The sequence below is a fragment of the Ruegeria sp. E8 genome (assembly GCF_056533985.1).
In genome coordinates this window covers 73,453-96,621 of sequence record NZ_JBQFOY010000016.1, presented here as the reverse complement: position 1 = coordinate 96,621, position 23,169 = coordinate 73,453, and the positions used below count along the sequence as shown (strand labels likewise).

At 56.5% G+C, this 23,169-nt stretch carries 27 protein-coding genes and 1 pseudogene; 15 read left to right on the top strand and 13 right to left on the bottom strand.

Annotation, left to right across the window (positions count from 1 at the left end; all coding sequences use genetic code 11):
• Nucleotides 1-86 precede the first annotated feature (86 nt).
• The gene (locus ACR0LF_RS18110) at nucleotides 87-395 is read right to left on the bottom strand and encodes a hypothetical protein (RefSeq protein WP_480573093.1); all 309 of its coding nucleotides are present in this window, start codon (nucleotides 393-395) and stop codon (nucleotides 87-89) included.
• Nucleotides 396-455: 60 nt separating this feature from the next.
• Nucleotides 456-1,364, bottom strand: a complete 909-nt coding sequence (gene thyX, locus ACR0LF_RS18105) for an FAD-dependent thymidylate synthase (protein WP_480573090.1) — start codon at nucleotides 1,362-1,364, stop codon at nucleotides 456-458.
• A gap of 176 nt (nucleotides 1,365-1,540) precedes the next feature.
• Here thyX and ACR0LF_RS18100 point away from each other — a divergent pair, with 176 nt between their 5' ends.
• From ACR0LF_RS18100 to ACR0LF_RS18090, 3 genes are read left to right on the top strand one after another with little or no spacing between them, the layout of a single operon-like run.
• On the top strand, nucleotides 1,541-1,969 hold the full coding sequence (locus tag ACR0LF_RS18100; protein ID WP_480573087.1) for a VOC family protein: 429 nt from the start codon (nucleotides 1,541-1,543) through the stop codon (nucleotides 1,967-1,969).
• Nucleotides 1,966-2,667: a DUF1194 domain-containing protein gene (locus ACR0LF_RS18095; RefSeq protein WP_480573084.1), complete on the top strand. Its 702-nt coding sequence runs from the start codon at nucleotides 1,966-1,968 to the stop codon at nucleotides 2,665-2,667. Before ACR0LF_RS18100 ends, ACR0LF_RS18095 begins: the two co-directional genes overlap by 4 nt.
• Nucleotides 2,664-3,377 (top strand): DUF1194 domain-containing protein, encoded by a 714-nt coding sequence (locus ACR0LF_RS18090; protein WP_480856445.1) that lies wholly within the window; start codon nucleotides 2,664-2,666, stop codon nucleotides 3,375-3,377. Before ACR0LF_RS18095 ends, ACR0LF_RS18090 begins: the two co-directional genes overlap by 4 nt.
• Here ACR0LF_RS18090 and ACR0LF_RS18085 read toward each other — a convergent pair whose 3' ends face one another.
• The 3 genes from ACR0LF_RS18085 to ACR0LF_RS18075 form a co-directional block, all read right to left on the bottom strand.
• Nucleotides 3,378-3,875 carry a MarR family winged helix-turn-helix transcriptional regulator gene (locus ACR0LF_RS18085; protein WP_480573078.1) on the bottom strand — a complete coding sequence of 166 codons (498 nt, stop codon included), beginning with the start codon at nucleotides 3,873-3,875 and terminating at the stop codon, nucleotides 3,378-3,380.
• A gap of 78 nt (nucleotides 3,876-3,953) precedes the next feature.
• A complete protein-coding gene (locus ACR0LF_RS18080) occupies nucleotides 3,954-4,178 on the bottom strand; it encodes a succinate dehydrogenase assembly factor 2 (protein ID WP_480576102.1) in 225 nt (74 codons plus the stop codon).
• Between the two features lie 29 nt (nucleotides 4,179-4,207).
• Nucleotides 4,208-4,600, bottom strand: a complete 393-nt coding sequence (locus tag ACR0LF_RS18075; protein ID WP_480573075.1) for a helix-turn-helix domain-containing protein — start codon at nucleotides 4,598-4,600, stop codon at nucleotides 4,208-4,210.
• Nucleotides 4,601-4,692: 92 nt separating this feature from the next.
• Between ACR0LF_RS18075 and ACR0LF_RS18070 the strand changes: the two genes are divergently transcribed.
• Both ACR0LF_RS18070 and ACR0LF_RS18065 read left to right on the top strand, forming a co-directional pair.
• Complete coding sequence (locus ACR0LF_RS18070; RefSeq protein ID WP_480573071.1) at nucleotides 4,693-5,895, top strand: pyridoxal phosphate-dependent aminotransferase; 1,203 nt, start codon at nucleotides 4,693-4,695, stop codon at nucleotides 5,893-5,895.
• Nucleotides 5,896-5,897: 2 nt separating this feature from the next.
• Entirely contained in the window at nucleotides 5,898-6,299 is a 402-nt protein-coding gene (locus ACR0LF_RS18065) for a hypothetical protein (protein ID WP_480573068.1), read from the top strand.
• Here the strand turns inward: ACR0LF_RS18065 and ACR0LF_RS18060 are convergent.
• Together ACR0LF_RS18060 and ppk2 are read right to left on the bottom strand one after the other, a co-directional pair.
• Nucleotides 6,296-7,654, bottom strand: coding sequence for an MATE family efflux transporter (locus ACR0LF_RS18060; protein WP_480856444.1), 1,359 nt, complete (start codon nucleotides 7,652-7,654; stop codon nucleotides 6,296-6,298). The genes ACR0LF_RS18065 and ACR0LF_RS18060 overlap by 4 nt on opposite strands.
• A 119-nt stretch (nucleotides 7,655-7,773) precedes the next feature.
• Nucleotides 7,774-8,697 (bottom strand): polyphosphate kinase 2, encoded by a 924-nt coding sequence (gene ppk2, locus ACR0LF_RS18055; RefSeq protein ID WP_480573065.1) that lies wholly within the window; start codon nucleotides 8,695-8,697, stop codon nucleotides 7,774-7,776.
• A 122-nt stretch (nucleotides 8,698-8,819) separates the two neighbouring features.
• On the opposite strand from ppk2, the gene ACR0LF_RS18050 reads away from it, so the two are divergent.
• Nucleotides 8,820-9,701, top strand: a complete 882-nt coding sequence (locus ACR0LF_RS18050; protein ID WP_480573062.1) for an alpha/beta fold hydrolase — start codon at nucleotides 8,820-8,822, stop codon at nucleotides 9,699-9,701.
• 42 nt (nucleotides 9,702-9,743) lie between these two features.
• Here ACR0LF_RS18050 and ACR0LF_RS18045 read toward each other — a convergent pair whose 3' ends face one another.
• Entirely contained in the window at nucleotides 9,744-10,352 is a 609-nt protein-coding gene (locus ACR0LF_RS18045; protein ID WP_480573059.1) for a carboxymuconolactone decarboxylase family protein, read from the bottom strand.
• Between the two features lie 93 nt (nucleotides 10,353-10,445).
• Here ACR0LF_RS18045 and ACR0LF_RS18040 point away from each other — a divergent pair, with 93 nt between their 5' ends.
• The 5 genes from ACR0LF_RS18040 (at nucleotide 10,446) to ACR0LF_RS18020 (ending at nucleotide 16,175) form a co-directional block, all read left to right on the top strand.
• Nucleotides 10,446-11,318, top strand: coding sequence for an N-acetylmuramoyl-L-alanine amidase (locus tag ACR0LF_RS18040; RefSeq protein WP_480573056.1), 873 nt, complete (start codon nucleotides 10,446-10,448; stop codon nucleotides 11,316-11,318).
• A 440-nt stretch (nucleotides 11,319-11,758) separates the two neighbouring features.
• Nucleotides 11,759-13,717 carry a DNA topoisomerase IV subunit B gene (gene parE / locus ACR0LF_RS18035; protein ID WP_480573053.1) on the top strand — a complete coding sequence of 653 codons (1,959 nt, stop codon included), beginning with the start codon at nucleotides 11,759-11,761 and terminating at the stop codon, nucleotides 13,715-13,717.
• Nucleotides 13,710-14,507, top strand: coding sequence for a hypothetical protein (locus ACR0LF_RS18030; RefSeq protein WP_480573050.1), 798 nt, complete (start codon nucleotides 13,710-13,712; stop codon nucleotides 14,505-14,507). Before parE ends, ACR0LF_RS18030 begins: the two co-directional genes overlap by 8 nt.
• A 210-nt stretch (nucleotides 14,508-14,717) precedes the next feature.
• Entirely contained in the window at nucleotides 14,718-15,689 is a 972-nt protein-coding gene (locus ACR0LF_RS18025) for a UDP-glucuronic acid decarboxylase family protein (protein WP_480573048.1), read from the top strand.
• Between the two features lie 204 nt (nucleotides 15,690-15,893).
• The gene (locus ACR0LF_RS18020; protein ID WP_480573045.1) at nucleotides 15,894-16,175 is read left to right on the top strand and encodes a DUF1496 domain-containing protein; all 282 of its coding nucleotides are present in this window, start codon (nucleotides 15,894-15,896) and stop codon (nucleotides 16,173-16,175) included.
• Between the two features lie 15 nt (nucleotides 16,176-16,190).
• Here ACR0LF_RS18020 and ACR0LF_RS18015 read toward each other — a convergent pair whose 3' ends face one another.
• Together ACR0LF_RS18015 and ACR0LF_RS18010 are read right to left on the bottom strand one after the other, a co-directional pair.
• The gene (locus ACR0LF_RS18015) at nucleotides 16,191-17,030 is read right to left on the bottom strand and encodes an EamA family transporter (RefSeq protein ID WP_480573042.1); all 840 of its coding nucleotides are present in this window, start codon (nucleotides 17,028-17,030) and stop codon (nucleotides 16,191-16,193) included.
• Nucleotides 17,031-17,131: 101 nt separating this feature from the next.
• The gene (locus ACR0LF_RS18010) at nucleotides 17,132-17,902 is read right to left on the bottom strand and encodes an alpha/beta hydrolase (protein ID WP_480573039.1); all 771 of its coding nucleotides are present in this window, start codon (nucleotides 17,900-17,902) and stop codon (nucleotides 17,132-17,134) included.
• A 104-nt stretch (nucleotides 17,903-18,006) separates the two neighbouring features.
• On the opposite strand from ACR0LF_RS18010, the pseudogene ACR0LF_RS18005 reads away from it, so the two are divergent.
• A pseudogene (locus tag ACR0LF_RS18005) lies at nucleotides 18,007-18,762 on the top strand (hypothetical protein); the annotation flags it as partial.
• A 7-nt stretch (nucleotides 18,763-18,769) separates the two neighbouring features.
• On the opposite strand, the gene ACR0LF_RS18000 reads toward ACR0LF_RS18005, so the two are convergent.
• Nucleotides 18,770-19,444, bottom strand: coding sequence for a TIGR04283 family arsenosugar biosynthesis glycosyltransferase (locus tag ACR0LF_RS18000; protein WP_480573036.1), 675 nt, complete (start codon nucleotides 19,442-19,444; stop codon nucleotides 18,770-18,772).
• A 73-nt stretch (nucleotides 19,445-19,517) separates the two neighbouring features.
• Between ACR0LF_RS18000 and ygfZ the strand changes: the two genes are divergently transcribed.
• Nucleotides 19,518-20,255: a CAF17-like 4Fe-4S cluster assembly/insertion protein YgfZ gene (gene ygfZ, locus ACR0LF_RS17995; protein WP_480573033.1), complete on the top strand. Its 738-nt coding sequence runs from the start codon at nucleotides 19,518-19,520 to the stop codon at nucleotides 20,253-20,255.
• 113 nt (nucleotides 20,256-20,368) lie between these two features.
• Nucleotides 20,369-21,310 carry an ABC transporter transmembrane domain-containing protein gene (locus ACR0LF_RS17990; RefSeq protein ID WP_480573030.1) on the top strand — a complete coding sequence of 314 codons (942 nt, stop codon included), beginning with the start codon at nucleotides 20,369-20,371 and terminating at the stop codon, nucleotides 21,308-21,310.
• Between the two features lie 52 nt (nucleotides 21,311-21,362).
• Here the strand turns inward: ACR0LF_RS17990 and efp are convergent, their stop codons facing one another.
• The gene (gene efp / locus ACR0LF_RS17985) at nucleotides 21,363-21,926 is read right to left on the bottom strand and encodes an elongation factor P (RefSeq protein WP_480573027.1); all 564 of its coding nucleotides are present in this window, start codon (nucleotides 21,924-21,926) and stop codon (nucleotides 21,363-21,365) included.
• Between the two features lie 218 nt (nucleotides 21,927-22,144).
• On the opposite strand from efp, the gene ACR0LF_RS17980 reads away from it, so the two are divergent.
• On the top strand, nucleotides 22,145-22,465 hold the full coding sequence (locus ACR0LF_RS17980) for a DUF6280 family protein (RefSeq protein WP_480573024.1): 321 nt from the start codon (nucleotides 22,145-22,147) through the stop codon (nucleotides 22,463-22,465).
• 76 nt (nucleotides 22,466-22,541) lie between these two features.
• Here ACR0LF_RS17980 and ACR0LF_RS17975 read toward each other — a convergent pair whose 3' ends face one another.
• Nucleotides 22,542-23,111 carry a cobalamin biosynthesis protein CobQ gene (locus ACR0LF_RS17975; protein WP_480573021.1) on the bottom strand — a complete coding sequence of 190 codons (570 nt, stop codon included), beginning with the start codon at nucleotides 23,109-23,111 and terminating at the stop codon, nucleotides 22,542-22,544.
• Between the last annotated feature and the right edge of the window lie 58 nt (nucleotides 23,112-23,169).

The following is a 23,169-nucleotide window of genomic DNA, read 5'->3' as shown; positions in this document are numbered from 1 at the left end:
CAACATGCCCGCCAAGTGCGGGATGATGAAATTAAGGAGGACGGCCAATTTCCGGCCGTCACCCATCCCCCACCGGTTTTGTTCCATTATCCTCGCGCGGGTTTAGCGTCTGCGCGGCTTTGCCAATGTTCGCCCATCGCCACGATGCAGGATGTCCCGGATGCGTAGGTCACGACCATGGTCCAATCGCCATGCCGACTTGTCCAGACTTCCATAATTTGCTCTGGCCCGCGAACACCTGTTGCCACACGCTCCGCCCCGAACTGCCGTTCAAGCTTTTGATGCAGTTGCGGCGTCGGTTCGCACAACACCTCGGCTATAGGCGACTTGGCCTGCACAGGTAGCGCAAGGCCGGAAATCAGAGATGCGATCACTAGCTTTGTTAGATAAGCCATGGAACCAATGTAACGATTCCATGACAATGCGTATAGACAAAAGCTATGCGGTTTTAACTTCTATTTCCGGATAATCTCTTCGAATTCGCGCCATTCCCGGGCCGTCATACCCGAGCTTTCCTGCGTGACCTCCTGCCCTGCCAGCATGTTCCGAAGGCTTTCGACCATCTGAGCGGACAGGTTGACCGCGCCAAGCCTGTAATCTTCGAAAGCCTTGTAGGCAAACGGCACCCAATCGGCGGCAATCCTGCACATCGCATCCGCATAGACGCGGATTTCGTACTGCGCATGAGGGTCAGCGCGCAGGCGCAGGAAATGAAACAGGTTGTGCAAATCCACCTTCCAATACCATTGCGTGTAAATGTTTGCAGGCAGGTTCATCCGCGCCAGCTCGCGCGCTAGTCCCTGCTGCCCATCCTGGCTGATCATCGATTCGTAATTGTCGTAGCACCGGGTGCTGTCCGCCTTGAGGATTTCCAGAACCCGCGCTGCCTCTTCCCCTTCCAGAGCCGCACCGCGGCCCTGGTTATTTACCTCGGATTGAGCAGCGACGTGATCTGGCGCGGGAATATAGAACTCTCGGTCCAATATTGAGTAACGCGCCGAATACTCGTTCACGTTTGCCGTCCGATGCCGGATCCACTGGCGCGCCACAAAGACCGGCAGTTTCACATGCAGTTTTACTTCGCACATCTCGAACGGGGTCGAATGCCAGTGCCGCATCAGATACCTGATCAGCCCTTCGTCATTCTGAACCGATTTGGTGCCTTTGCCGTAAGACACACGGGCGGCCTGACAAATCGCGGCGTCGTCGCCCATATAATCGATCACGCGGACAAAGCCGTGGTCCAGAACCTGATGCGCGGTATACAGGTGATCTTCCATTCCCGCTGAAACGACGCGACGTGTTGGATGCGATTGCGCACGTTGCGCTTCGATCTCGGCCTGTTGGTCAGCGGACAGCGGCATCAAATTTTCCTTTCTGGCAATGAGTCGCCCCCTACTATATCTCGACAATCGTAACACCGGAACCGCGATATATGCCGCAACCCGCGTAAAACGCGATTTGTGCGACTTGGTGCTATCGACACGCTAAGTCGGCGCGCTAAGCTCTTGGCAAACTGAGTCGAAAAAGGATGGCCAAAATGGCGCTGACATATCTTCACACCATGATCCGCGTAAAGGATCTGGAAAAATCCATGGAGTTTTTTGAACTTTTGGGCCTGAAGGAAACCCGCCGGTATGACAGTGAGGCTGGACGCTTTTCATTGATCTTCATGGCTCCTCCGGGACAGGAGGACGCACCGATTGAGCTGACATATAACTGGGATGGCGATGATAAACTTCCCAGCGACAGCCGTCATTTTGGCCACCTCGCTTACGGTGTAGATAACATATACGAGGTCTGCCAGCACCTGCAGGACAATGGCATCACCATCAACCGCCCTCCGCGGGACGGTCGTATGGCCTTTGTGCGCTCCCCCGACAACATCTCAGTCGAGCTTCTGCAGAACGGCAATGCGCTGGAACCGGCCGAGCCCTGGGCCAGTATGGAGAGCACCGGCCACTGGTGATCCGGTGGATCATAGCATTGGGGCTGGCCGTATTGGCCAACCCGATCAGGGCTGAGCCGTGTCGTCTGGCCCTGGCGCTGGCGATGGATATTTCCGTTTCGGTCGATGATGCCGAAGACGCGCTGCAACGACAGGGTCTGGCGGCGGCTCTGTTGGCGCCGGAGGTTCAGGAAGCCTTCTTTTCTTCTCCGATGCCCGTTGCTTTGGCTGTGTATGAATGGAGTGGTCGATCCACTCAGCACATCCTCATGAATTGGCGTCTGATTGAAAACCAAGGTGACTTGCTGGCTGCCGCAGCCCGGATCAGCCAGTCGACCCGGTCCAACGAAGGCTCGGCCACAGCAATGGGGCACGCGCTGCGATTTGGCGCCAAGTTGATGCAAAGTGCGCCGGAGTGTCTGTTTCATACCATCGATCTGTCAGGGGATGGGACCAACAACGACGGATACGGACCGCAGATCGCCTACACGCGGTACTTTCCCCGGGAAATCGTGGTCAATGGGCTGGTGATCAACGCAGCCGACTTTGAAGGCGAGCTGTTTTTAATACCCTTCTTTGAAAACAACGTCCTGCACGGCCCCGGTGCCTTTTTGGAAGTCGCCCAGGGGTTTGACGATTTCGAACGCGCTATGCGAAAGAAGCTGAAGCGGGAACTGAGCGGCCTGCAAATTGGCGCGCTGCGGAAAAACGCCCCATGATGGTCCGTTTGATTGCTGCGCTCTTGTGCGTGATATCCGGGTCGGCATCAGCACAGTGCCGTCAAGCACTGGCTCTGGGACTGGATGTGTCAGGCTCAGTCGATGCGCAGGAATACCGGCTGCAACTGGAGGGTCTGGCCTCGGCATTGCGCCACCCTGAGGTCAGCCGGTTGATGCAATCCGACGGGACTGCGTCCGTGCGTCTGGCGATATTTGAATGGAGCGAACCCGGGCACGAACGGATGCTGCTGAATTGGACTGAGATACAGGCTGCCACCGATCTGGATGCGATCAGCCACAGTTTGATCCAGACATCGCGCAGCACCGCTCCACAGGGAACAGCCTTGGGATCTGCCATGGCATTTGGCGCGGACTTGCTTGGTCAGCAAGGGGCGTGCTGGCGCCGCACTCTGGACCTTTCCGGAGATGGCAAACATAACCTCGGCCCGCATCCCAAAGACGTAAAAACGGCATTGCGACGTGAAGGCATTTTAATCAATGGCCTTGTGATCGGCGCGGACGACCCGAGTGCCGGTGATCTTCGACATGTCCAGGTTGGCGAGCTCTCTGCCTATTACTCGGCCTGGGTCATTTTTGGGCCCAACGCATTTGTAGAGGTCGCGCTGGGATTTGAGGCGTTTGAAGACGCCATGACACGCAAACTGATCCGCGAACTGGACAGCCTTGTGCTGTCCGACGCACGCCCCTGATCAATAGATATACCTGATCTGATCCGTCCAATACCGTTCGACGCGGCGCAGCGACGTGGTGATGTCGTCGATACCTTCCAGTTCCAGCACGCCTCTGCCCTGCAATCCTTCGGCATGACGCGCAAACAGATCGGACACGATATCACGGATTTCCCTGCCGCGCGGTGTCAGGCGCACGCGCACCGAGCGGCGATCAATTTCGCACCGCTGATGGTGCATATACCCCATCTCGACCAGTTTCTTGAGGTTGTAGCTGACATTGCTGCCTTGATAGTAGCCACGGCTTTTCAACTCACCTGCCGTAACTTCGTGATCGCCGATATTGAACAGCAGTAGCGCCTGCACCGCATTAATCTCCAATACACCAACGCGTTCAAATTCGTCTTTGATGACGTCCAGCAGCAACCGGTGCAGCCGCTCCACAAGAGCCAGCGCCTCAAGGTAGCTGGTCATGAACCCTTTGGCCCCCAGCCCGGAGACCTGCATTTCCATACTCATCCGACCCTCCGATTCAGTCGTGCTGTTTCAGACACGATGAACCGAAAATCCGAAAAATCGGTTAAGCCGGATTTTTCATTACTTTTGAAACGTTTGCGCGATGTCCGAGATCAAACTGGTAAACTGCGCCGGCGGTTGCACCTGACCGGTGACCCATTGATACAGATCCTGATCATTTTCGTGCAGCAGCGCGTCATAGACATCCAACCCGGCCTCGTCCATGTCGGCCAGATTACGATCCGCATAGGCGGACAGGATAATGTCCATCTCTTTGATCCCGCGCCGCATCGATCGCATCTTCATACGCTTGATGCGCACATCCCGGGGTTCGCTCAATTCTTCTGCTCCAGCATCAGACGCATCTTCTTCTCCAGCCGCGCGGCGCGTTCTAAACAGGCCCGCATCTCGCCACGAATAGCGCGCAGTTCGGCCACGGCGGTTGACAGCTCCATACCGCCTTCGCCCTCTTCCACCGGCGCGTCCCTGCCTTCACCTTCTCCGGTCAACAGCCACATGATCGAGACATTGATCATGCCCGCCATCATCGACAACCGGTTCGCGCGCGGTTCGGACAGATCGTTTTCCCAATCGACAATCGTTGCCTTCTTGACCCCAAGCCGTCGCGCCAACTGAGTCTGTGTCATTCCCGCCGCTTCGCGCGCTCCGGCCAGGCGATCCCCAAATGTTGCAGAATCCGGACCATACCAGTCGTTTTCATCGTTCATTCGGGTCTCCAATTCACGTTGTTTAAGCGGCTTGAACGTCACTCGGGCGCACCCTATGACAGACGGGTTGAACATACAAACCGAGGCCCACCATGAGTTTCCTGTCTGCGACACTGTCACGCGTTAAACCTTCGCCCACCATCGCTATGACAGCCAAGGCAGCCGAACTTAAAGCCGCCGGGCGCGATGTCATCGGCCTGAGCGCAGGTGAGCCGGATTTTGACACGCCTCAGAACATCAAGGACGCCGCTGTTGCAGCCATTGCGGCAGGTAAAACGAAGTACACTGCGCCTGACGGCATTCCCGAATTGAAACAAGCAGCGTGCGCCAAGATGAAGCGCGATCACGGGCTTGATTACACGCCTGCTCAGATCTCGGTCGGAACCGGCGGCAAGCAAACGCTGTACAACGCGCTGATGGCGACGATGAATGACGGCGACGAGGTGGTCATCCCCGCGCCGTACTGGGTGAGTTACCCTGACATGGTCTTGCTGGCCGGCGGAACGCCGGTTGTCGTTGAGACGACGCTGGAGAACAGCTTTAAGCTGACGGCAGAACAACTGGAAGCCGCAATCACGCCAAAGACAAAATGGTTCATCTTCAACTCGCCCTCGAACCCAACTGGCGCGGGATATAGTCGGGATGAGCTGAAGGCGCTGACGGATGTTCTGATGCGCCATCCGCATGTCTGGATCATGTCGGACGATATGTACGAACACCTGGCTTACGACGGCTTCGAATTCTGCACCCCTGCCGAAGTTGAACCCGGACTTTATAACCGGACGCTCACTTGCAACGGGGTTTCGAAAGCCTACGCCATGACCGGTTGGCGCATCGGTTACGCGGCCGGTCCGGTCGAAATCATTGCAGCGATGCGAAAGATCCAGTCACAATCAACCTCGAACCCGTGCTCGGTCAGCCAATGGGCGGCGGTTGAAGCATTGAATGGAACGCAGGCGTTTCTGGCCCCAAACAATGAGACTTTCAAACGGCGCCGCAATCTGGTGGTACGGATGCTGAGCGAGATCGACGGCATCACCTGCCCGACACCTGAGGGCGCGTTTTACGTATACCCCTCAATCGCCGGGCTGATCGGCAAAACGACACCTGCCGGAACCGTCATCGAAAATGATGAGGCCTTTGCCACTGCCCTGCTGGAAGAGGCGGATGTTGCCGTCGTGTTTGGCGCAGCCTTTGGCCTTTCGCCGAATTTCCGTGTCAGCTATGCTACGTCCGATGCGGCACTGACCGAGGCCTGCAGTCGTATACAGCGTTTTTGTGCAGCTCTGAGGTAAACATGTCCGCCGATCTTCCCGAATACTACTTTCGCGTTCGTGAAAACGGGGCTGCGGTGTTTCGGATCGATACGGAAAACCGCCAACGCCGGATCGAGATGGATCAGATTGCCGTCATCAACATCCGAAATGGCGAGGTCAAGCCGCACGGGCAACGGGCTTTGTCCGAGCGGGATCAGGCAGAGATCGCCAAATGGATGGAAGAGCGCCGAGCCCTGCTGGCCCAGCGCGACATCGACGACATACATCGCGCCGTCGACCACCTGAACCTGACTGCACAATGGGCGCAGTCAAAGGCAAGTGACGAACAGCTTGAGGACGTGACCGACCGGTTGCTGATGGCGATGCACGACCTGCGCACGGTTCTGGTGCGCAAAAAGGCAGACCGGTTGAGCAAAGGTTAAGCAGGTTCAGCCGGTGCCTGCATCTGCCGCACCGAGTGCATCCAGAACCGGGCCATCAGCAGAACAGCTGCAAAGGCCAGGCCAAGAACCAACCCCAGCCATATGCCGATACCGTCCATCTGCCGGACAAATCCAAAATAGTACGACGCCGGAATACCAACGACCCAATAGCTGAGACCGGCAATGACCATTGGAATTTTGGCGTCTTGCAATCCACGCAGCAGACCCAGAGCAATGACCTGCGCTCCATCAACCAGTTGAAACAGCGCCGCCATGGCAACCAAACCGACCCCGATAGCCAGGATTTGCCCGCGCTGCGGATCATCCGCCTCCATGAACAATGAAATCAGCGGCTCGGCACAGGTCAGAAACAGGATAATCGTCAGAACGGACATGACCAGCGACATGCCCGTCACGGCAATTGCTCCTTTTTCAAGATGCGCCCTGTCCCGGCGGCCCAGCGCGTTGCCTGCCCTGATGGTGGCGGCGTTTGACAACCCCAGATGCACCATAAAAGTCGCCGAAGCGAGGTTCAGCGCGATTCCATGCGCGGCCAGCGGAACCTGACCCAGCCAGCCCATCATCACGGCTGATGTCGCAAACAACGACACCTCGGCCAAAGTGGTCAGGCCGATAGGCACGCCCAGCTTCCATACGCTGGCGAACATCTCCCAATCCGGGCGCCAGAAGCGTTGGAAAAGGCTATGCTCTGGCAAAGTCCGAACCACGTAGATAACAACGGCAACCAACGAAACGACCTGCGTTGCGATTGAGGCTATCGCTGCCCCCATCACGCCCAGTTCGGGCGCACCCCAATTGCCGAAGATGAGCGCATAGTTGGTCACTGCGTTCACAAGTGCCGCCGCAACCGTGATCCACAATACGATCTGCGTTCGCTCCAATGCAGCCAGATAAGACTTCAACACCATAACAAGCAGGGCTGGAAACAAGCCCCAACCCGCAACGCGCAGATATTCTGACGCAGTTTCAGCGACTTGCGGTTCTTGCTTCATGGCGATCAGGATTGGGTGGGACCACCACAGCAATGGCATGACCACAGCAGCGTACAGTAACGACAGCCAAAGCCCCATGCGAGTCGAGCGGCGTATGCTAGTTTCGTCTCCTTCCGCCGCTGCGGTGGCGACCATTGGCATGACCGCCCAGCCAAAACCCGCGCCGAACAAAAACAGCACGAAGTAATAGCTGCTGGCCAGTGTAACCGCAGCCAGCGCTTCGACCCCGTACCAGCCCAGCATGATCGTATCGGTCAAACCGATCGCAAACTGCGCCAGATGGCCTCCGATCAACGGCAGACCAAGCACGGCAATAGCCCGAAAGTGGGCCGGATATGTCATCACTTTTGTCATTGCACCAGCCATATGCGCGCGCTTGGTGCGGGACAAGAGCCGATCAATAAAATTTCATTGTGATACTTTGGCGCCCGCTTCCATCGAAAGAGCGGGCACCCTGGTGTTTAACGAGCGTCCGGATGCAACGTCGCGCCCAGAATATGCTCGGACCGGTGTATGACGTGATGCGCCTGCCCCACGATCAGGGGATCGGGTTCGCCAACAATGTCATGGTCCTTACCCGGGTAATCCAATGTCGACAGGAAATGCCGCATACAGTTCAGGCGGGCGCGCTTCTTGTCATTTGACTTGATGATCGTCCAGGGCGCGTCCGCGGTATCGGTGTAGAAAAACATGGCCTCTTTCGCTTCGGTATAATCATCCCATTTGCTGAGGCTGGCCTTGTCGATGGGTGACAGCTTCCACTGTTTCAGAGGATCGGTTTCGCGACTTTTGAAACGGCGTTGCTGCTCTTCCTGCGTGACCGAGAACCAATACTTGTACAGCTGAATGCCCGAGCGGACCAGCATACGCTCCAATTCGGGCGTCTGACGCATGAACTCAAGATATTCATTGGGCGAGCAGAAGCCCATCACCCGCTCGACACCGGCGCGATTGTACCAGGACCGGTCATAGAACACCATTTCACCAACCGTCGGCAGTTCCTGCACATAGCGCTGGTAATACCACTGCCCCTTCTCTTCCCAGGTGGGTTTGTTCAAAGCAACGACCCGAGCCTGTCGCGGATTCAGATGCTCCATAAACCGTTTGATCGTACCACCCTTGCCTGCGGCATCGCGCCCTTCGAACAACAGAACAAACCGCTGCCCTGTTTCCTGCGCCCACAACTGAACCTTCAATAGCTCTGCCTGCAGCTTTGCTTTCTGCGCCTCATAGGTCGCCCGTGCCATCTTGCGACCATAGGGGTATTTTCCGCTTTCAAACGCCTGGCGGATTTTCTCGGGACTGGGCGTAGAGGGGTCAACCTCAATGGCTGGTACGGGTTTGATCTGAGGGGAATTTATTTCGACCGGAGCAATGGCTTCCATACATTTTTTCCTTTTTCTACTGTCCTGGAAACGGGCTAGCAGAATGGCCGTGGATGCGCTTTGATTGGGGTCAAATTGATGCCTCAAAAACCCATAAATTCCGCGCCGGATCGGTGGTTCCAATGCACACGTCTTTTGTCGAGCTAAATGGCCAGACCTTTTGTCTCCGAACATGGGGGGATCGCGACGCACCTCCACTTTTGATGTTGCATGGATTCCCCGAATACGGCGGTGCGTGGACCGATCTCGCCCCGCACCTTGCGGATCGTTTCTTTTGCATCGCCCCGGACCAACGGGGTTACGGCCAAAGCTGGTGCCCCGAGGGTGTGCGGAACTATGCCCTGTCGCAACTGGTGTCTGACATGGCGGCGCTGATCCGTTCCCATGGTTCGCCGTTCACTGTATTGGGTCACGACTGGGGCGCATCTATTGCCTATGGGCTGGCCATGTTCCAGCCTGATCTGGTTGATCGACTCATCATCGCAAACGGCGTACACCCAGTTCCGTTTCAACGCGCCATGGCAGCGGGCGGCGCGCAATCAGAAGCCTCACAATACATCAACCTGTTGCGGGCACCCGATGCAGGGCAAAAGTTTTCCGAAAACAACTTTGCACAGCTCGAAAAGTTCTTTCGTCATGGCATGGGGTCGGATTGGCTGACCGAAAGCCGCATGACCGAATACCGCGTAGAATGGACCCGTCCCGGCCGGTTGCAAGCGATGCTGAACTGGTATCGCGCCTCACCACTGGTTGTCGCCAAGCCCGGAAAACCTGCGACAGACCTGCCCGATCTGCCACTCGACCGGTTGCACATCCAATGCCCGCACCTGCTGCTCTGGGGACCTGATGACAGGGCGCTTTTGCCCGAAGCAACGGATGGCTTGGAGGCGTTCGCCCCGGATCTGACACGCGTTGTGATCCCCGGTACTGACCACTGGTTGCATCATCAAAAACCGCAGGACGTGGCCCACGCCATTTTGGAATGGGTCCCTGATCTGTGCTGACAATTGAGGCGACGCTGAAAGAAAGGTAACTTGCCTCTGGCTTTATCGATGACCCCAGTCGTCGGGGTTGTCAGAGTTGTTCGGCGATAAGCCCAACTCATCCCCAACGGTTGAACATCCAAGCCCCAGCACTGTCCGGTTGGCATAAGAGAAATAGGAACAGACCTGGTTGATCTCCAGGATTTCGCCATCGCCCCACCCTGCCGCGCGCAGGGCCATCACATCCGCTTCGATCAGATCCCCCGGTGCCTCGGTCAGTTTTCGGGCGTAGGTCATCGCGGCCACCTGCGCTGCGTCCAGCGGAGCAGCAGCCGGATCGCGCGTTTCAATCGCCGCCCGGATCGCATTACCCCGCGCTTCGTCCCCAAGCAACCGCTGCAATCCTGCGAAATGATGCTCAACGCAATATCCGCACCTGTTCAACGAGCTGACCCACACGCCCAGCACCTCGAGAAACCATTTTGGTACCTTGTTGCCCGAGTGATGCAGCACTGCCTTGTAGATTGCCATATGGCCTTCCATCGAATGCGGCCGCAAAGAATGCGCCATCATGATGTTATCCACGTTATTACCCGGGCCCGTAACCCGGTCATACAGTTTCTTCAGCTTGCCCGTGGCCTCAGCGAAGGGAATGGTCTTGATCCAGCTCATCAGGGCTCCTGTTCTCGTGATCGCTTATCATCCTGAGACTAAGAGCGCTTTGGACAGGTGGCGAGATGAAATGTTTCTGATGAAGTCGCGGAGTTGTCAGCACCCATCCCACCCGCACCCGATTTTGGAATTGGCCGGCATTTTGATAAGATCAGACGATATTCAAACGAAAATACTTTAATCAGGAGAATTCAAATGCCGAGAGTTGTTCCGACTTCGTGGATGCCAAACGTAAGAATGGAGAGGATACATCTCCATTGGACTGGTGGCGGTAACTCAGCAAATTCAACGGACAAGAAATCCTACCACATACTGATCGAAGGAAATGGTGATCTTGTGCGCGGCAAGTCGATTGCCAAAAACGTCCGCCCCTTACCAAGCGACTACGCGCGTCACACTGCCGGGGCCAACAGTGCATCCATAGGTGTCTCGTTGTGCTGCATGGCAGGCGTTAATCGAGAAAGAGACTACAAGGATTCAACGGCTCCAATGACCACAACGCAGTGGAACAAAAGCTTTGAAGTCATCGCCGATCTTTCAGAGAGATACGATATTCTCATCACACCCACCAAGGTGTTGACCCATGCGGAGGTTGAGCCAAACCTGAATATCCCACAGAGCGGAAAATGGGATGTTACACGTTTGTCGTTCAACTCTAACCTTCGGGGACATCGGGATATTGGCAATGAAATGCGCGCCAATGTTGCCGCGCTGCTCGGGGACGGCGGGGTCTCAGCTGCGGACGACATGTCCGAGGCCGAAAAGCTTCCCAAGTTTCGCGTGTCCGGCGTTCATCCAGACGTTCTGAACTTCAGGGCATCACCGGGGGGCAAGAAAACAGGAGCCCTTCCAGAAAGAACCGTGGTTGAGCGATTGGGTGTTGATGGTGAATGGTGGCGGGTCAGAACCCGTCTTGGATATGTCGGATACGTACATTCGGGTTATCTCAAACCGGTTGATCCTTGATACTTGGCGCACCGAGGCTATCACCCGGTCCGAAACGGCCGATTGTGTCGCTTGATGAGCCTCAACCAAGATATCTGAAAAGTGCCGCGCCACGAATCCTTGACGAGACCCAGGTTGATTTCGACGCGCGTTAGGTCAGGTTTCGCGGAAAACAGATAGGTGCAGGGCGCCTTTCCTTACACTTTGGGCTCTGCGCAGCCATCCATTGCGGGTCGCGTCGAATAGGATCAGGAAACTTTTTTGGACCTTCATCGCAGGCCTGAGCTTTGCAAGAGCAACGCGTTACAAGCTACATAATTCTGCCGGTCGTGGCGTTCGGTGCTACAAGGGCAACGAGAGTTCGTTTGACGCTCAGACGATCCACAACACCTCGCGTCCCTCTTCCCCCGGACCACATCACCTGCCATAATGGGGGAAACTCAAAAACAAGAGCAGCACCCATGCCCGACGATCTGTTGACGCCCGAAGCAACCACCACCTATGACGCCTCGTCCATCGAGGTGCTAGAGGGTCTGGAACCGGTTCGCAAACGTCCCGGCATGTATATCGGAGGCACGGATGAGCGTGCGCTGCACCATATGGTCGCCGAAATCCTCGACAACTCGATGGACGAGGCGGTCGCGGGCCACGCCAACCGGATCGAGGTAGAGCTGCACTCCGATTACGCCCTGACCGTGCGCGACAACGGGCGCGGCATTCCGATCGATCCGCACCCCAAGTTCCCCGACAAATCTGCGCTGGAGGTGATCCTGTGCACCCTGCACGCGGGTGGTAAGTTCTCGGGCAAAGCCTATCAGACCTCGGGCGGTCTACACGGTGTGGGTGCATCGGTGGTGAACGCGCTGTCGGATTCGATGGTCGTGCAGGTGGCGCGCGACAAAACGTTATTCGAACAGCGGTTCTCGCGCGGTGTTCCGTTGGGCCCCGTGGAAAAGGTCGGCGCGGCCCCCAACCGGCGCGGCACTATGGTGACTTTCCACGCCGATGCCGACATCTTTGGCCATCACAAGTTCAAACCTGCGCGGCTGTTTAAATCCATCCGCTCCAAGGCCTATCTGTTCTCGGGTGTTGAGATTCGCTGGAAATCCGCAATCGATGACGGCGAAACCCCGACCGAGGCGAGTTTCCACTTCCCCGGCGGCCTGTCGGATTACCTCAAGGAAACGATGAACGGCTCGTCCACCTATGCTGAGCAACCCTTCGCTGGCACCGTGGACTTCAACGAAAAATTCGGCACCCCCGGCAAGGTCGAATGGGCGATCAACTGGACGCCCTCGCGCGACGGGTTCATACAGTCCTACTGTAACACCGTCCCCACGCCCGAAGGCGGCACCCATGTGGCGGGGTTCTGGGCGGCGATCCTCAAGGGGATCAAGGCGTACGGAGAACTGATCAACAACAAGAAGGCCGCGCAGATCACCCGCGACGACCTGATCACCGGCGGCTGTGCGCTGGTGTCGTGCTTTATCCGCGAACCGGAATTCGTCGGCCAGACCAAAGACCGCCTGGCCACGGTCGAGGCGCAACGGCTGGTCGAAAACTCGGTCCGTGACCATTTCGACAACTGGCTGGCCGCGGATACGAAATCCGCCGGCGCGATACTGGACTTCCTCATCCTGCGGGCTGAGGAACGTCTGCGCCGACGGGCCGAGAAGGAAACACAACGCAAGTCCGCCACTAAGAAACTTCGTCTCCCCGGCAAGTTGGTGGACTGTAGTAGTTCAACACGGGACGGCACGGAATTATTCATCGTCGAAGGCGATTCTGCGGGCGGTTCGGCAAAAATGGGCAGGGACCGCAAAACACAGGCCCTGCTGCCCCTGCGCGGCAAGATCCTGAACGTGCTGGGCGCGGCCAGTTCGAAGCTAGGCACCAATGCCGAGATCAATGACCTGACACAGGCACTGGGTGTGGGCCTTGGCACCAAGTTCAATGTCGACGACCTGCGTTATGACAAGGTCATCATCATGACCGACGCGGATGTGGACGGGGCGCATATCGCCTCGCTGCTGATGACGTTCTTCTTCACCCAGATGCGGCCTATGATTGACGCAGGCCACCTGTACCTCGCCTGCCCGCCTCTGTACCGCCTGACCCAAGGCGCCAAACGCGTCTATTGCCTGGACGAGGCTGAGCGGGACGAATGGCTTGAGAAAGGTCTGGGCGGCAAGGGCAAGATCGACGTCTCGCGTTTCAAAGGTCTGGGTGAAATGGACGCCAAGGACCTGAAAGAGACTACGATGGACCCGGCGTCCCGCAAACTGATCCGGGTCACCATCGACGAGGACGAACCCGGCGAGACCGGCGACCTGGTCGAGCGTCTGATGGGTAAGAAGCCCGAACTGCGGTTCCAGTATATTCAGGAGAACGCGCGGTTTGTGGAGGAGTTGGATGTTTGATTTCTTTAGGCGCAAGACGCGCCTTCTAGCTCTTAGGCGCAGCCTTAAAAAAAGAGCACCATCCCCATTTGCCTATAGTTCCACTAACAACTACTACGTACCCACACTTTGGCGCGAGGATACAGAGCAATCTGTGTTGGTGGACGAGATAACCGGATGCTCGATAGTTGGTCGGCTTTGGATAAACGACGAGTTTTCTGAGTACCTAAAAATACCAATCAAAGAGTTACCCGAATGGGAACTAAAGATTACACGTTTTTTCGGTTATGTTCGTAAAGACTTTGAAACAACGTCGAAGTTTATCGCCGGAGAATTGACGTTTTCTACCGAACGCGCGTGGATACACGAAAAGTTCTTTCAGTCTCTGTATAATGCGACACTGAGACATCGCGATGATAGAATTGCAGTGCTCAAGAAAATTGTAGAATTGCACTACAACCGAGCTCTAGATGGGGCGCCAATACTGTATGAAGCTAAGAAACGATCCATAATTCAATTGGAAACTGACCACTTTGGTCAAAGAATCTACGGTCACCCCAAGCATGATCAAATATCAGCACGGTTTCGTTTATTGATTGAGTCCCTTGCTAGCTCTGGTGACCTTGAGAAAGTTGGACGCCACGACTTCAAGTTATCGGCTAAAGCACTGGTGACTATTTCAGATTACGCCCAAGAAGAACGTCGTCATAAAGATAATGTGCGGCAAAACCGAATGCTGTTCTGGATCACCGTGGCAATAGCGTTAGCTACTGCTGCACAAGCTTATTCAGTGTGGCAATCGGGGACTTGATAGTGAACATTTTATTCGCGACCAAGGGTTGTCCATTTCTCAAAAGAATATTCTCATCAGGCTGTGACTAGATGACAGACACACCAACACCACACGCGCCCTCAAAAAACCAAAATCTACTGCAATTCAAATTCCTTCAGTTTACTAATCAAACCAAGACCCGGTGTCCCCGTGACAAGTCGGCTTGGATTTAACGATTAAGGATTTGCAATGGCCCGCCTTTATGACAGTCGAAAACGTGTTCTCGTAACGGGTGGGGCCGGGTTTCTGGGCTCGCATCTGTGCGACCGGCTTCTGGATCAGGGGCATGAGGTTCTGTGTGTCGACAACCTGTTCACCGGCACCAAGCGCAATATCGACCATCTGCATAACAATCCGCGTTTCGAGTTCATGCGCCACGACGTGACCTTCCCGCTGTTTGTGGAGGTCGACGAGATCTATAACCTCGCCTGCCCGGCCTCGCCCGTGCATTACCAGCACGACCCGGTGCAGACGACCAAGACCAGCGTGCATGGCGCGATCAACATGCTGGGTCTGGCGAAACGTCTGAAATGCAAGATCTTTCAGGCCTCAACTTCTGAGGTTTATGGCGATCCGACCATCCATCCGCAGACCGAAGATTATTGGGGCAACGTCAACCCGGTTGGTCCGCGCTCGTGCTATGACGAGGGCAAGCGCTGCGCCGAGACGTTGTTCTTCGACTATCACCGTCAGATGGGGTTGGAGATCAAGGTGGCCCGCATCTTCAACACGTACGGCCCCAGAATGCACCCTGCCGATGGGCGCGTCGTGTCGAATTTCATCATGCAGGCCCTGACGGGTGAGCCGATAACGATCTTTGGCGACGGCACACAAACCCGGTCTTTCTGTTATGTGGATGACCTGATCGAAGGGTTCATTCGACTAATGGAGACCGACAAGAGCGTCACCGGCCCCGTCAACCTTGGCAACCCGAATGAGTTCTCGATGAACGAACTGGCCAGTGAAGTGCAGGCGCTTGTGGGCACCGACACGCCGATCAGTTTCAAGGACCTGCCGCAGGACGATCCCAAGCAACGCCAGCCCGACATCACTCTGGCCCAGACCCTGCTGAACTGGGAACCCAAAGTGCAGCTGAAGGAAGGGTTGGCATCCACCATCAGCTATTTCAGAGAGCTGCGGTCAGAAGCTGCGTCCCGGTAAGCAAGGGCAACTTTGCACCAACAGAACAGGTTTGCACAGGTCTTCGCCTGGGCTTTGACCGGCCGCCAGGAAAGGGCGGAGGTACTTTCTCGTTGCCTAAACCTTTGATCTCGTTCACACTTACCGCATCATAACAACAATGAATTGAGGTCCGGGCGTCCAGTATCTTGTTACCAACACTGATTTGAAAGACGGGAGGACGACATGAAAACACTAACCTTCGGGCTTGCCCTGACCCTGCTGGCCTCACAAGCCCCGGCGCAGCAGATGCTCAGCACTGCATCGCCCATTCCAGACGGGGCCGAAAGCCGGTTTTGCTATTATGATGGCATGGCCTATTCCGAGGACGCCTTTGTCCTGATGGTCGGCGACAACACCGTCACCTCGACGATCACCACGGTTCAGGAACGCCTGCTGCGCTGCCACCGCGACAGTGACGGTACACTAAAATGGAAACCACAGAGCACGTTCTCGACCAATAACTAAGTGCTGCAACCGCGATCAGACGGCAAGTCCGATCAATGCGACTCCGGCAGCCATGAGTACGGCGGCACCCAGCCGTCGTATCCAATTGCCTTCTTTGAGGAAAATGAACCCGATCAGCGCGGCGAAGATGACCGAGGTTTCACGCAGCGCCGAAACCGCGCCGAGCGGTGCGAAGTTCTTGGCGTAAAGCACCAAACCATAGGCCGTCATGGACACCAGCCCGCCCAAAATGCCTGTCATCCATATTTTGGCGGGCAATTCCATTAAGGTTGCTCGTTTCCGAACTCCGACAAACCCGGCAATGAACAGGTGCAAAAACGCGCCCCACGCCCAATAGCTGAGCGTATTGCCCGACAACCGAACCCCGATCCCGTCGACGACGGAATAGATCGAAATGCAGAACCCGGTGCCCAGCGCAAACATCAGCGCACTGCGCCCGACACCCGAGCGTAGCGCTTTCCAGCTGCTGAGCTGAATGCCAATGCCAATCAGTGCTATCCCGGCCCAGGCCTGAATGGGCAGCACCTCTCCGACCAGAACCATCGCCCAGAGCGAAACGAGCGCCGGAACGATCCCGCGGGCGATGGGGTATACCACGCTCAGATCACCGTGCTGATAAGCTTTGCCCAGCATGAAGTAATAGCCGAAATGCACGACCGTCGAGAGCAGGATGTAGATAAAACTCTCGGCGTTTGGCAGCGGCAGAACCATCACCATGACCGTTGCGGGCAGCACGTGACCAAAGGCAACCAGACCCAGCATCGTGGTGCGATCCGCCGCCGTTTTCACGATGGCATTCCAAACCGCATGCAACAAGGCAGCCGAAAGAATTATGAGGACAACGAACAGGGTCATGCCCGGACCTTTCCCGCAGAAACAGTGCGCGCAAAAAGGGTAGTTGGCCCCATTCACTTGACGCGATCTCGGCCAAAAAGTGGATTTATGTCAAGCCGGTTTCAAAGCGACTGCTTGTTCAGCCAGTCTTCGATCTGAGCGGCAGGCCCTTCCCAATCTGGCTCCATGAAAAGGAAATGCGCATGATCCTCGACCAGCAAAAAAGTTCCGCGATCTCCATAGCGTTCCGCCAGCGCGCGGCAGGTATTGGGGTTGACCGCCCGGTCTTCCGCGCCTGAAACGACCAGAACGGGGCAATCCACCTTATCGAAATCAACCTTGATCGCGTGATGATCGTCGAACATCCAAAAGAACATCTCGAACATCACACGTCCGCTTTCAGCGCCCAGTTGATTGAACACCTCGTGCTGTTGCGCCTCATCCATCTTATTGAGTGCAAATGGCGCCATCAGGTCAAACTCGACCCGCATGGGCTGTTTCCAGAATGCCCCACCCTCCATCAATGCGCGCGGCACGGCCCGTTCATCGTCAGTTTCCGGCAAAGTGCCCCATGGTGCATTCGGATTGATCAGAACGATGGAACTGGCCAGGCCCCGTGACGCCACTTGTTGCGCCACGACCCCTGCAATGGCGTGCCCAAGAATGACAGGTTTGCTGTCCAGACCCTGCACAAAGGCCGCAATGTCCTTGGTGTAGTCCATGACACTGGTGTCGGTCAGTTCGGGGTCAGGATCCGCGTTCGGATCCCCGCCGTGGTGACGCAAGGTCGGGGCATGCACAGTCCAACCGCGATCGCGAAAAAAGCTCGCGTAATCCTGCATGCACCAGGGTCCGGCAAAAGCCCCATGGATCAGAACAATCTCTTTGGTCATCGAAATCTCCCTCTGTTCTGCTTCCAGTATGGGAATGTGGTAAGATGATACAACAGCCCGTGATCGCTGTTGCAGGACGCACAGTTGATCCTAAAATCGGGCTTATGAGTTTCATAGCCGATAACCAATTGCCCCTGTTGATCCTGTTTTTTCTGATGGGTTCAGTCGGCACCGCCTTCCTGTTTCGTAAACCGGCAGGGCATCGGGCATGGAAGCTGGCCGATTTGGTCTGGGTGGTATTGGGTGGCTTCGGTGCTTTGATCGCCGTTTTGGCGGGGCTTTATACTTCCGACAGCTCGCGGCTTGACCGCCAGATCGATGTGGCCTACGCCGCGACTCTGGCGTTTGACCGAGACGCCGCAAGGTTCCGCCTGCGGTTCTGCGACCCCGCCTACGATCCGGACACAGCTGTGTTATGCGACAAGGTCGAATTCCTGTCGGCCTCAACCGCCAGTAACTCGGAACTGCCTCTGTTTATCGCCGTCACCAATGAGGTCGCCCCCCTGCAAGGCCTGCATTTCCTGTTCGGGCGACAGTCCAAGGATGAGATGGAAGAAATTCGCGGGATGGCAGCCAAGGCCGATGCCTTCGACATCGACCAATTTCTGGTCTTCACCTCTATGGATGAGAAAACTCAGGCCGCCATCGACAATATGCGCCGCAAGGTGCCCGCGATTGCCGGAGATTACCTGATCCTGGCGCAGAGCTATGACGATCTGATCGAACAAGTCGGCAAGCTTAAGGCTGAATGGGAATACCTACAGGCCAATGCCCATATTCTGGTATTGCAGATCGTGGCCTTGTGCCTTGTCAGTTTTGCTGCGCCGTTCCGGCTGGGAAAATCCCTCGTTGAACTGCGCGCGACACTCAGCGCCGGTAAGCCTGCGCCAGCGCCTGTGGATCAGCCCCCAGAAAGTAACGCAGAAGCGTCCATAGATTCCGCGCACCGCGCCGAATCCACCCCACCCGCTCATAGCGCTCCGCGCTCGTAAAAACGCGTGTGCGCAAAATAGTGATCCGCGGCAAAGCCCGCACCAGCGCCACATCTTCCATCAAGGGTTGGTCCGGAAACTCCCCTGCCGCTTGATAAACAGAACGTGGCACCAGCAACCCCTGATCTCCGTACGGCAGTCCGAACACCCGGCTGCGCAGATTGGCCCAGCCAGCCACCCAGGCCGGAGCGACCCCGCGTGCCCGAAACGCCAACCGAAAGGCGGCGGGCGCGTTGGAAGGCAAATGGGCGCTCACGGCCTCGCTCCATCCCTGTTGCAGAACTGTGTCCGCATGAAGGATCAGCAGCCAGTCGCCTTTGGCCAGCGCACATCCACGGCGCAACTGTCCACCGCGTGATGGTGTGCCCGTGACAATCTCGGCACCAGCCTCTTCCGCGATATCCAAGGTGTGGTCGGTTGATCCTGCGTCGCTGATGATCAGCTCTCGGATCAGCCCGGCATGCAGCCCCTCCATCAATGCCTCAAGGCATGTCGGCAGGGCGTCGGCGGCATCAAAGGTTGGAATCACAACCGAGATCGGGGCGGGCATGTCTGATAACCTCTGGTCTTGTCATCGGATCTTCCTATATCACGAGGTCTGAGGAAATGACGAGGACCAAGCCATGCCCACCCGCCGCATATTGCGCCTGACCGGCTCGGACACCGAAAACTTTTTGCAGGACCTGATCACCAATGACATTCAGGGCCTGAACGCCGGGCTGGTCTACGCCGCATTGCTGACACCCCAAGGCAAGTATCTGGCGGATTTCTTCCTGAAACGCGATGGCGATGGCGTGCTGCTGGATGTGGCCGAGCACCTCGCGGATGATCTGGTCAGGCGTCTGACGATGTACAAACTGCGTGCTGATGTGGCGATCGAAGGCGCAGATCTGTACTTGCAACGTGGCACGGGCCCTGCGCCGGATGGCGCTCTGCCCGACCCCCGTCACCCGGACATGGGGTGGCGCAGCTATTCTGCCGCTCCTGAAGGTGACGATGAGTCCGACTGGGATGCGCTGCGTGTCCGGCACTGTATTCCAGAAGCTGGCACGGAACTGACCCCGGACAGTTATATCCTCGAATCCGGGTTCGAAGCGCTGAATGGCGTTGACTTCAAAAAGGGCTGCTATGTCGGTCAGGAAGTGACCGCGCGCATGAAGCACAAGACCGAGCTCAGAAAAGGTTTGCGGCGTGTCTTGGTTCAAGGCTCGGCCCCGGTTGGAACCGAAATTACGGCAAATGGCAAACCTGTCGGCACCCTGTTTACGCAATCCGGGGATCAGGCGATTGCGTATCTGCGCTTTGATCGGGCAAGCGGTGAGATGCAGGCAGGCGACGCCACGGTGCGTCTGGGGGACTGAGCCCGCCTTGTTGCCAAATCGGCACGACCCACGCGGCAGAATAATTCGAAAAGTTTGAACCTGTTGCCCTGCGCTGCCACAGTGCGGGCAAACAGGACAAACCGGATACCTGCATGTTTCGACTTTATTCCGCGATCTGGCGAGCCAGTGCCGGGCGGCAAATCATACTCATCCTGCTGTCCATTGCCATTGCGGGCCTCGCCGCTGTGCCGCTTGAGTTTCAACGTGACATCGTCAACCACCTGACGGCTGATGATGTCGGAACTGAAAAGCTGATCCAACTGGGCATTGGCATGATGGCGGTCATCCTGCTGAGCCTCGCCTTGAAATGGGTTCTGGGCTATCGCGCCGGAACCTTGGGCGAAGACATGATCCGGTTGATCCGCCAACGCCTTTTATGGCGTTCGACCGACCTGAAGGATACAAGCGAAGGCCTGCGCAAGGGCACCATGACCACCGCCATTTCGGCCGAAGCTGAAGAGTTGGGCAAATTCGCGGGCGGCGCCTTTTCAGATCCGGTCGTTCAGATCGGAACGCTGATCAGCGTGATCGGCTATATCTCTTCCACGCAACCCGGGTTGGGGCTGATTGCGTTTTCGATGATCGTTCCGCAAATCATCATCGTTCTGGTCTCGCAGCGCAAAGTGAACACCTTCGTGGCGGAGCGCGTCCATATATTGCGCAGCGCTACAGACAGGCTGACGACCGAGGATATCGAAGCCGTCGAGCGGGACATCAATGCCATGTTTGACGGCATCTATGACACGCGACGACGGATGTTCCTGTGGAAGCTTTCGGCCAAGTTTCTGCTGAGCGTGATTAACGGCGCCGGAACCGTTGGTGTTCTGATGCTGGGGGGCTATCTGGTGTTACAGGGTAAAACGGATGTGGGCACGGTGGTGGCCGCCACCAGCGGGCTTAGCCGCATTCAGGGTCCGACCGCCTTTCTGATCGCCTTTTACCGTCAGGTCAGCGCAAATCGCATAAAATACGAGCTGATGCTGGAACTGTTTGGCCCGGACCCAACCCGTTATCGGTATCGTCCCAAGGCATAAAAAAACCGCGCGGCAAATGCCCGCGCGGTCTGGTGCCAAAAGTGACGAAACGTCACGCGCGTTCTGAATATTCCATCGTTTCGGTGTTCACGACGATCATTTCGTCCTGCCCGATGAAAGGCGGAACCATGACTTTCACGCCGTTGTCCAACACCGCAGGCTTGAACGAGTTCGCCGCTGTCTGTCCTTTGACAACCGGCTCGGTCTCGACGATCTTGCAGGTCACTTTTTGCGGCAGCGTCGCGTTCAGAGCCTCGGCTTCGTAGAATTCGACAACGATGGTCATGCCGTCCTGCAGAAACGGGCGGCGTTCACCCAGCAAATCAGCAGGCAATTCAATCTGTTCATAGGTTTCGGCATCCATGAACACCAGCATCCCGTCGGATTCGTACAGGAACTGCTGGTCTTTTTGCTCTAGGCGTACACGCTCAACCTTGTCCGCCGAGCGGAAACGTTCGTTCAATTTCGAGCCATTGCGCAGGTTGCGCAGCTCGACCTGCGCAAATGCGCCGCCTTTGCCGGGCTTTACATGGTCAACCTTGACCGCCGCCCACAGGCCATCGTTATGCTCAAGCACATTGCCGGGGCGAATTTCGTTCCCATTTATCTTGGGCATTACATAAATCCTTCACAAACGGTTGATGCGTCAGTTCCCGTCCCTATATCTGGCGGGATCACACCTGACAAGACAACGAAACCTAGTGCTGCACTTGCAGCAAGCCATGCACATGACGCAACGCAACTATGCATATTAGCTGTATCCGAATCACACCTAATAGGTCATAAGGACCCTCACGCCGAAATTGCAAGAGCAAGAAAAATAAGGAAGACGAGATGAGAGATTTCGTTGACGGCACTGCCTTTAACAATGAGCAAGGCAATCGTGCTCGGAAACTTTTCGCGGCCGTTGTACTGGCTGCGCTGGACGATGCAATTGCCGATGACAAGAAATACGGCAATGGTCCGGAACAGATTGCACGTTGGGCCCGCTCGCGCGATGGGCGCGAGGTCTTGTCCTGCGCAGGCATCGACCCGAATGAGCGGGTTGTGGACGGGTTGATGGAATTCGTTGGACGTGGTGTACGCACTTCGGTCGCACTGTCGCGTGAAGAAAGCGAACGCCGCAACACCGCTCAGCAAGCCGAAGCCGCCTGATCCAAGACGGTTTCGCTTTGAAAAAACGCGCTCTGTCAATCAGAGCGCGTTTTTCTATGCCCGATCGCTTCTTTGCTCAAAAGAACAACAACCATTGCCGAACCACCCAAACTTCGGCCGCCAGCATGGTCGCAAACAGCGCTTTACCCCAGACCGACAAGCCGCGCTTCCACAGCAAGACATATGCTGCCAAACAGGCCGCAGCTGACACCGGTGCTACCCACAAAGCATGATGGTCGCTGTCCCAGTAGCTGACCGGGCTGTGAAATACCCAGTCGCTGAAAGGCCAGAACTGGGGTCGTCCATCCCCGGCATGAAGCAGAAAGTCCGTCGCAAGATGCAACAGACCTGCCGCAGCCCCGACAGCCACGGCGCGCCACCCCCGCCAGACTGCCAGAAGGAATACCAGGCCCCACAGAACAAAGGAATTGTCTATGGCAAAGACGGTCTGCCACGCCGGGGAAAAGTAAAGTTGGTCAAAGACCACCTGTTCGGGAATGCCTAGAACATACAGGGATACGCCGGCCATGAGGTACAGGGACAGATCCGGCAGCAACGCTCCTATCAACGCAGCCCAAAGGATACGCCCCTCAGGTGGTCGGGCAAATGCGGCGGCCCCGATCAAAAGATGCGCTGGGGTGTTCATACGGGGCTTTCCCTTTCCGCTCAAATCAGATCATCTGCGCCACGACATATAGGAGACA

Bases quoted from the DNA above. Each gene is read 5' to 3' on its own strand.
- ACR0LF_RS18110 (WP_480573093.1), bottom strand. From the start codon at position 395: ATGGCTTATCTAACAAAGCTAGTGATCGCATCTCTGATTTCCGGCCTT.
- thyX (WP_480573090.1), bottom strand. From the start codon at position 1,364: ATGCCGCTGTCCGCTGACCAACAGGCCGAGATCGAAGCGCAACGTGCG.
- ACR0LF_RS18100 (WP_480573087.1), top strand. From the start codon at position 1,541: ATGGCGCTGACATATCTTCACACCATGATCCGCGTAAAGGATCTGGAA.
- ACR0LF_RS18090 (WP_480856445.1), top strand. From the start codon at position 2,664: ATGATGGTCCGTTTGATTGCTGCGCTCTTGTGCGTGATATCCGGGTCG.
- ACR0LF_RS18085 (WP_480573078.1), bottom strand. From the start codon at position 3,875: ATGAGTATGGAAATGCAGGTCTCCGGGCTGGGGGCCAAAGGGTTCATG.
- ACR0LF_RS18080 (WP_480576102.1), bottom strand. From the start codon at position 4,178: ATGAAGATGCGATCGATGCGGCGCGGGATCAAAGAGATGGACATTATC.
- ACR0LF_RS18075 (WP_480573075.1), bottom strand. From the start codon at position 4,600: ATGAACGATGAAAACGACTGGTATGGTCCGGATTCTGCAACATTTGGG.
- ACR0LF_RS18070 (WP_480573071.1), top strand. From the start codon at position 4,693: ATGAGTTTCCTGTCTGCGACACTGTCACGCGTTAAACCTTCGCCCACC.
- ACR0LF_RS18065 (WP_480573068.1), top strand. From the start codon at position 5,898: ATGTCCGCCGATCTTCCCGAATACTACTTTCGCGTTCGTGAAAACGGG.
- ACR0LF_RS18060 (WP_480856444.1), bottom strand. From the start codon at position 7,654: ATGACATATCCGGCCCACTTTCGGGCTATTGCCGTGCTTGGTCTGCCG.
- ppk2 (WP_480573065.1), bottom strand. From the start codon at position 8,697: ATGGAAGCCATTGCTCCGGTCGAAATAAATTCCCCTCAGATCAAACCC.
- ACR0LF_RS18050 (WP_480573062.1), top strand. From the start codon at position 8,820: ATGCACACGTCTTTTGTCGAGCTAAATGGCCAGACCTTTTGTCTCCGA.
- ACR0LF_RS18045 (WP_480573059.1), bottom strand. From the start codon at position 10,352: ATGAGCTGGATCAAGACCATTCCCTTCGCTGAGGCCACGGGCAAGCTG.
- parE (WP_480573053.1), top strand. From the start codon at position 11,759: ATGCCCGACGATCTGTTGACGCCCGAAGCAACCACCACCTATGACGCC.
- ACR0LF_RS18030 (WP_480573050.1), top strand. From the start codon at position 13,710: ATGTTTGATTTCTTTAGGCGCAAGACGCGCCTTCTAGCTCTTAGGCGC.
- ACR0LF_RS18025 (WP_480573048.1), top strand. From the start codon at position 14,718: ATGGCCCGCCTTTATGACAGTCGAAAACGTGTTCTCGTAACGGGTGGG.
- ACR0LF_RS18020 (WP_480573045.1), top strand. From the start codon at position 15,894: ATGAAAACACTAACCTTCGGGCTTGCCCTGACCCTGCTGGCCTCACAA.
- ACR0LF_RS18015 (WP_480573042.1), bottom strand. From the start codon at position 17,030: ATGACCCTGTTCGTTGTCCTCATAATTCTTTCGGCTGCCTTGTTGCAT.
- ACR0LF_RS18010 (WP_480573039.1), bottom strand. From the start codon at position 17,902: ATGACCAAAGAGATTGTTCTGATCCATGGGGCTTTTGCCGGACCCTGG.
- ACR0LF_RS18000 (WP_480573036.1), bottom strand. From the start codon at position 19,444: ATGCCCGCCCCGATCTCGGTTGTGATTCCAACCTTTGATGCCGCCGAC.
- ygfZ (WP_480573033.1), top strand. From the start codon at position 19,518: ATGCCCACCCGCCGCATATTGCGCCTGACCGGCTCGGACACCGAAAAC.
- ACR0LF_RS17990 (WP_480573030.1), top strand. From the start codon at position 20,369: ATGTTTCGACTTTATTCCGCGATCTGGCGAGCCAGTGCCGGGCGGCAA.
- efp (WP_480573027.1), bottom strand. From the start codon at position 21,926: ATGCCCAAGATAAATGGGAACGAAATTCGCCCCGGCAATGTGCTTGAG.
- ACR0LF_RS17980 (WP_480573024.1), top strand. From the start codon at position 22,145: ATGAGAGATTTCGTTGACGGCACTGCCTTTAACAATGAGCAAGGCAAT.
- ACR0LF_RS17975 (WP_480573021.1), bottom strand. From the start codon at position 23,111: ATGAACACCCCAGCGCATCTTTTGATCGGGGCCGCCGCATTTGCCCGA.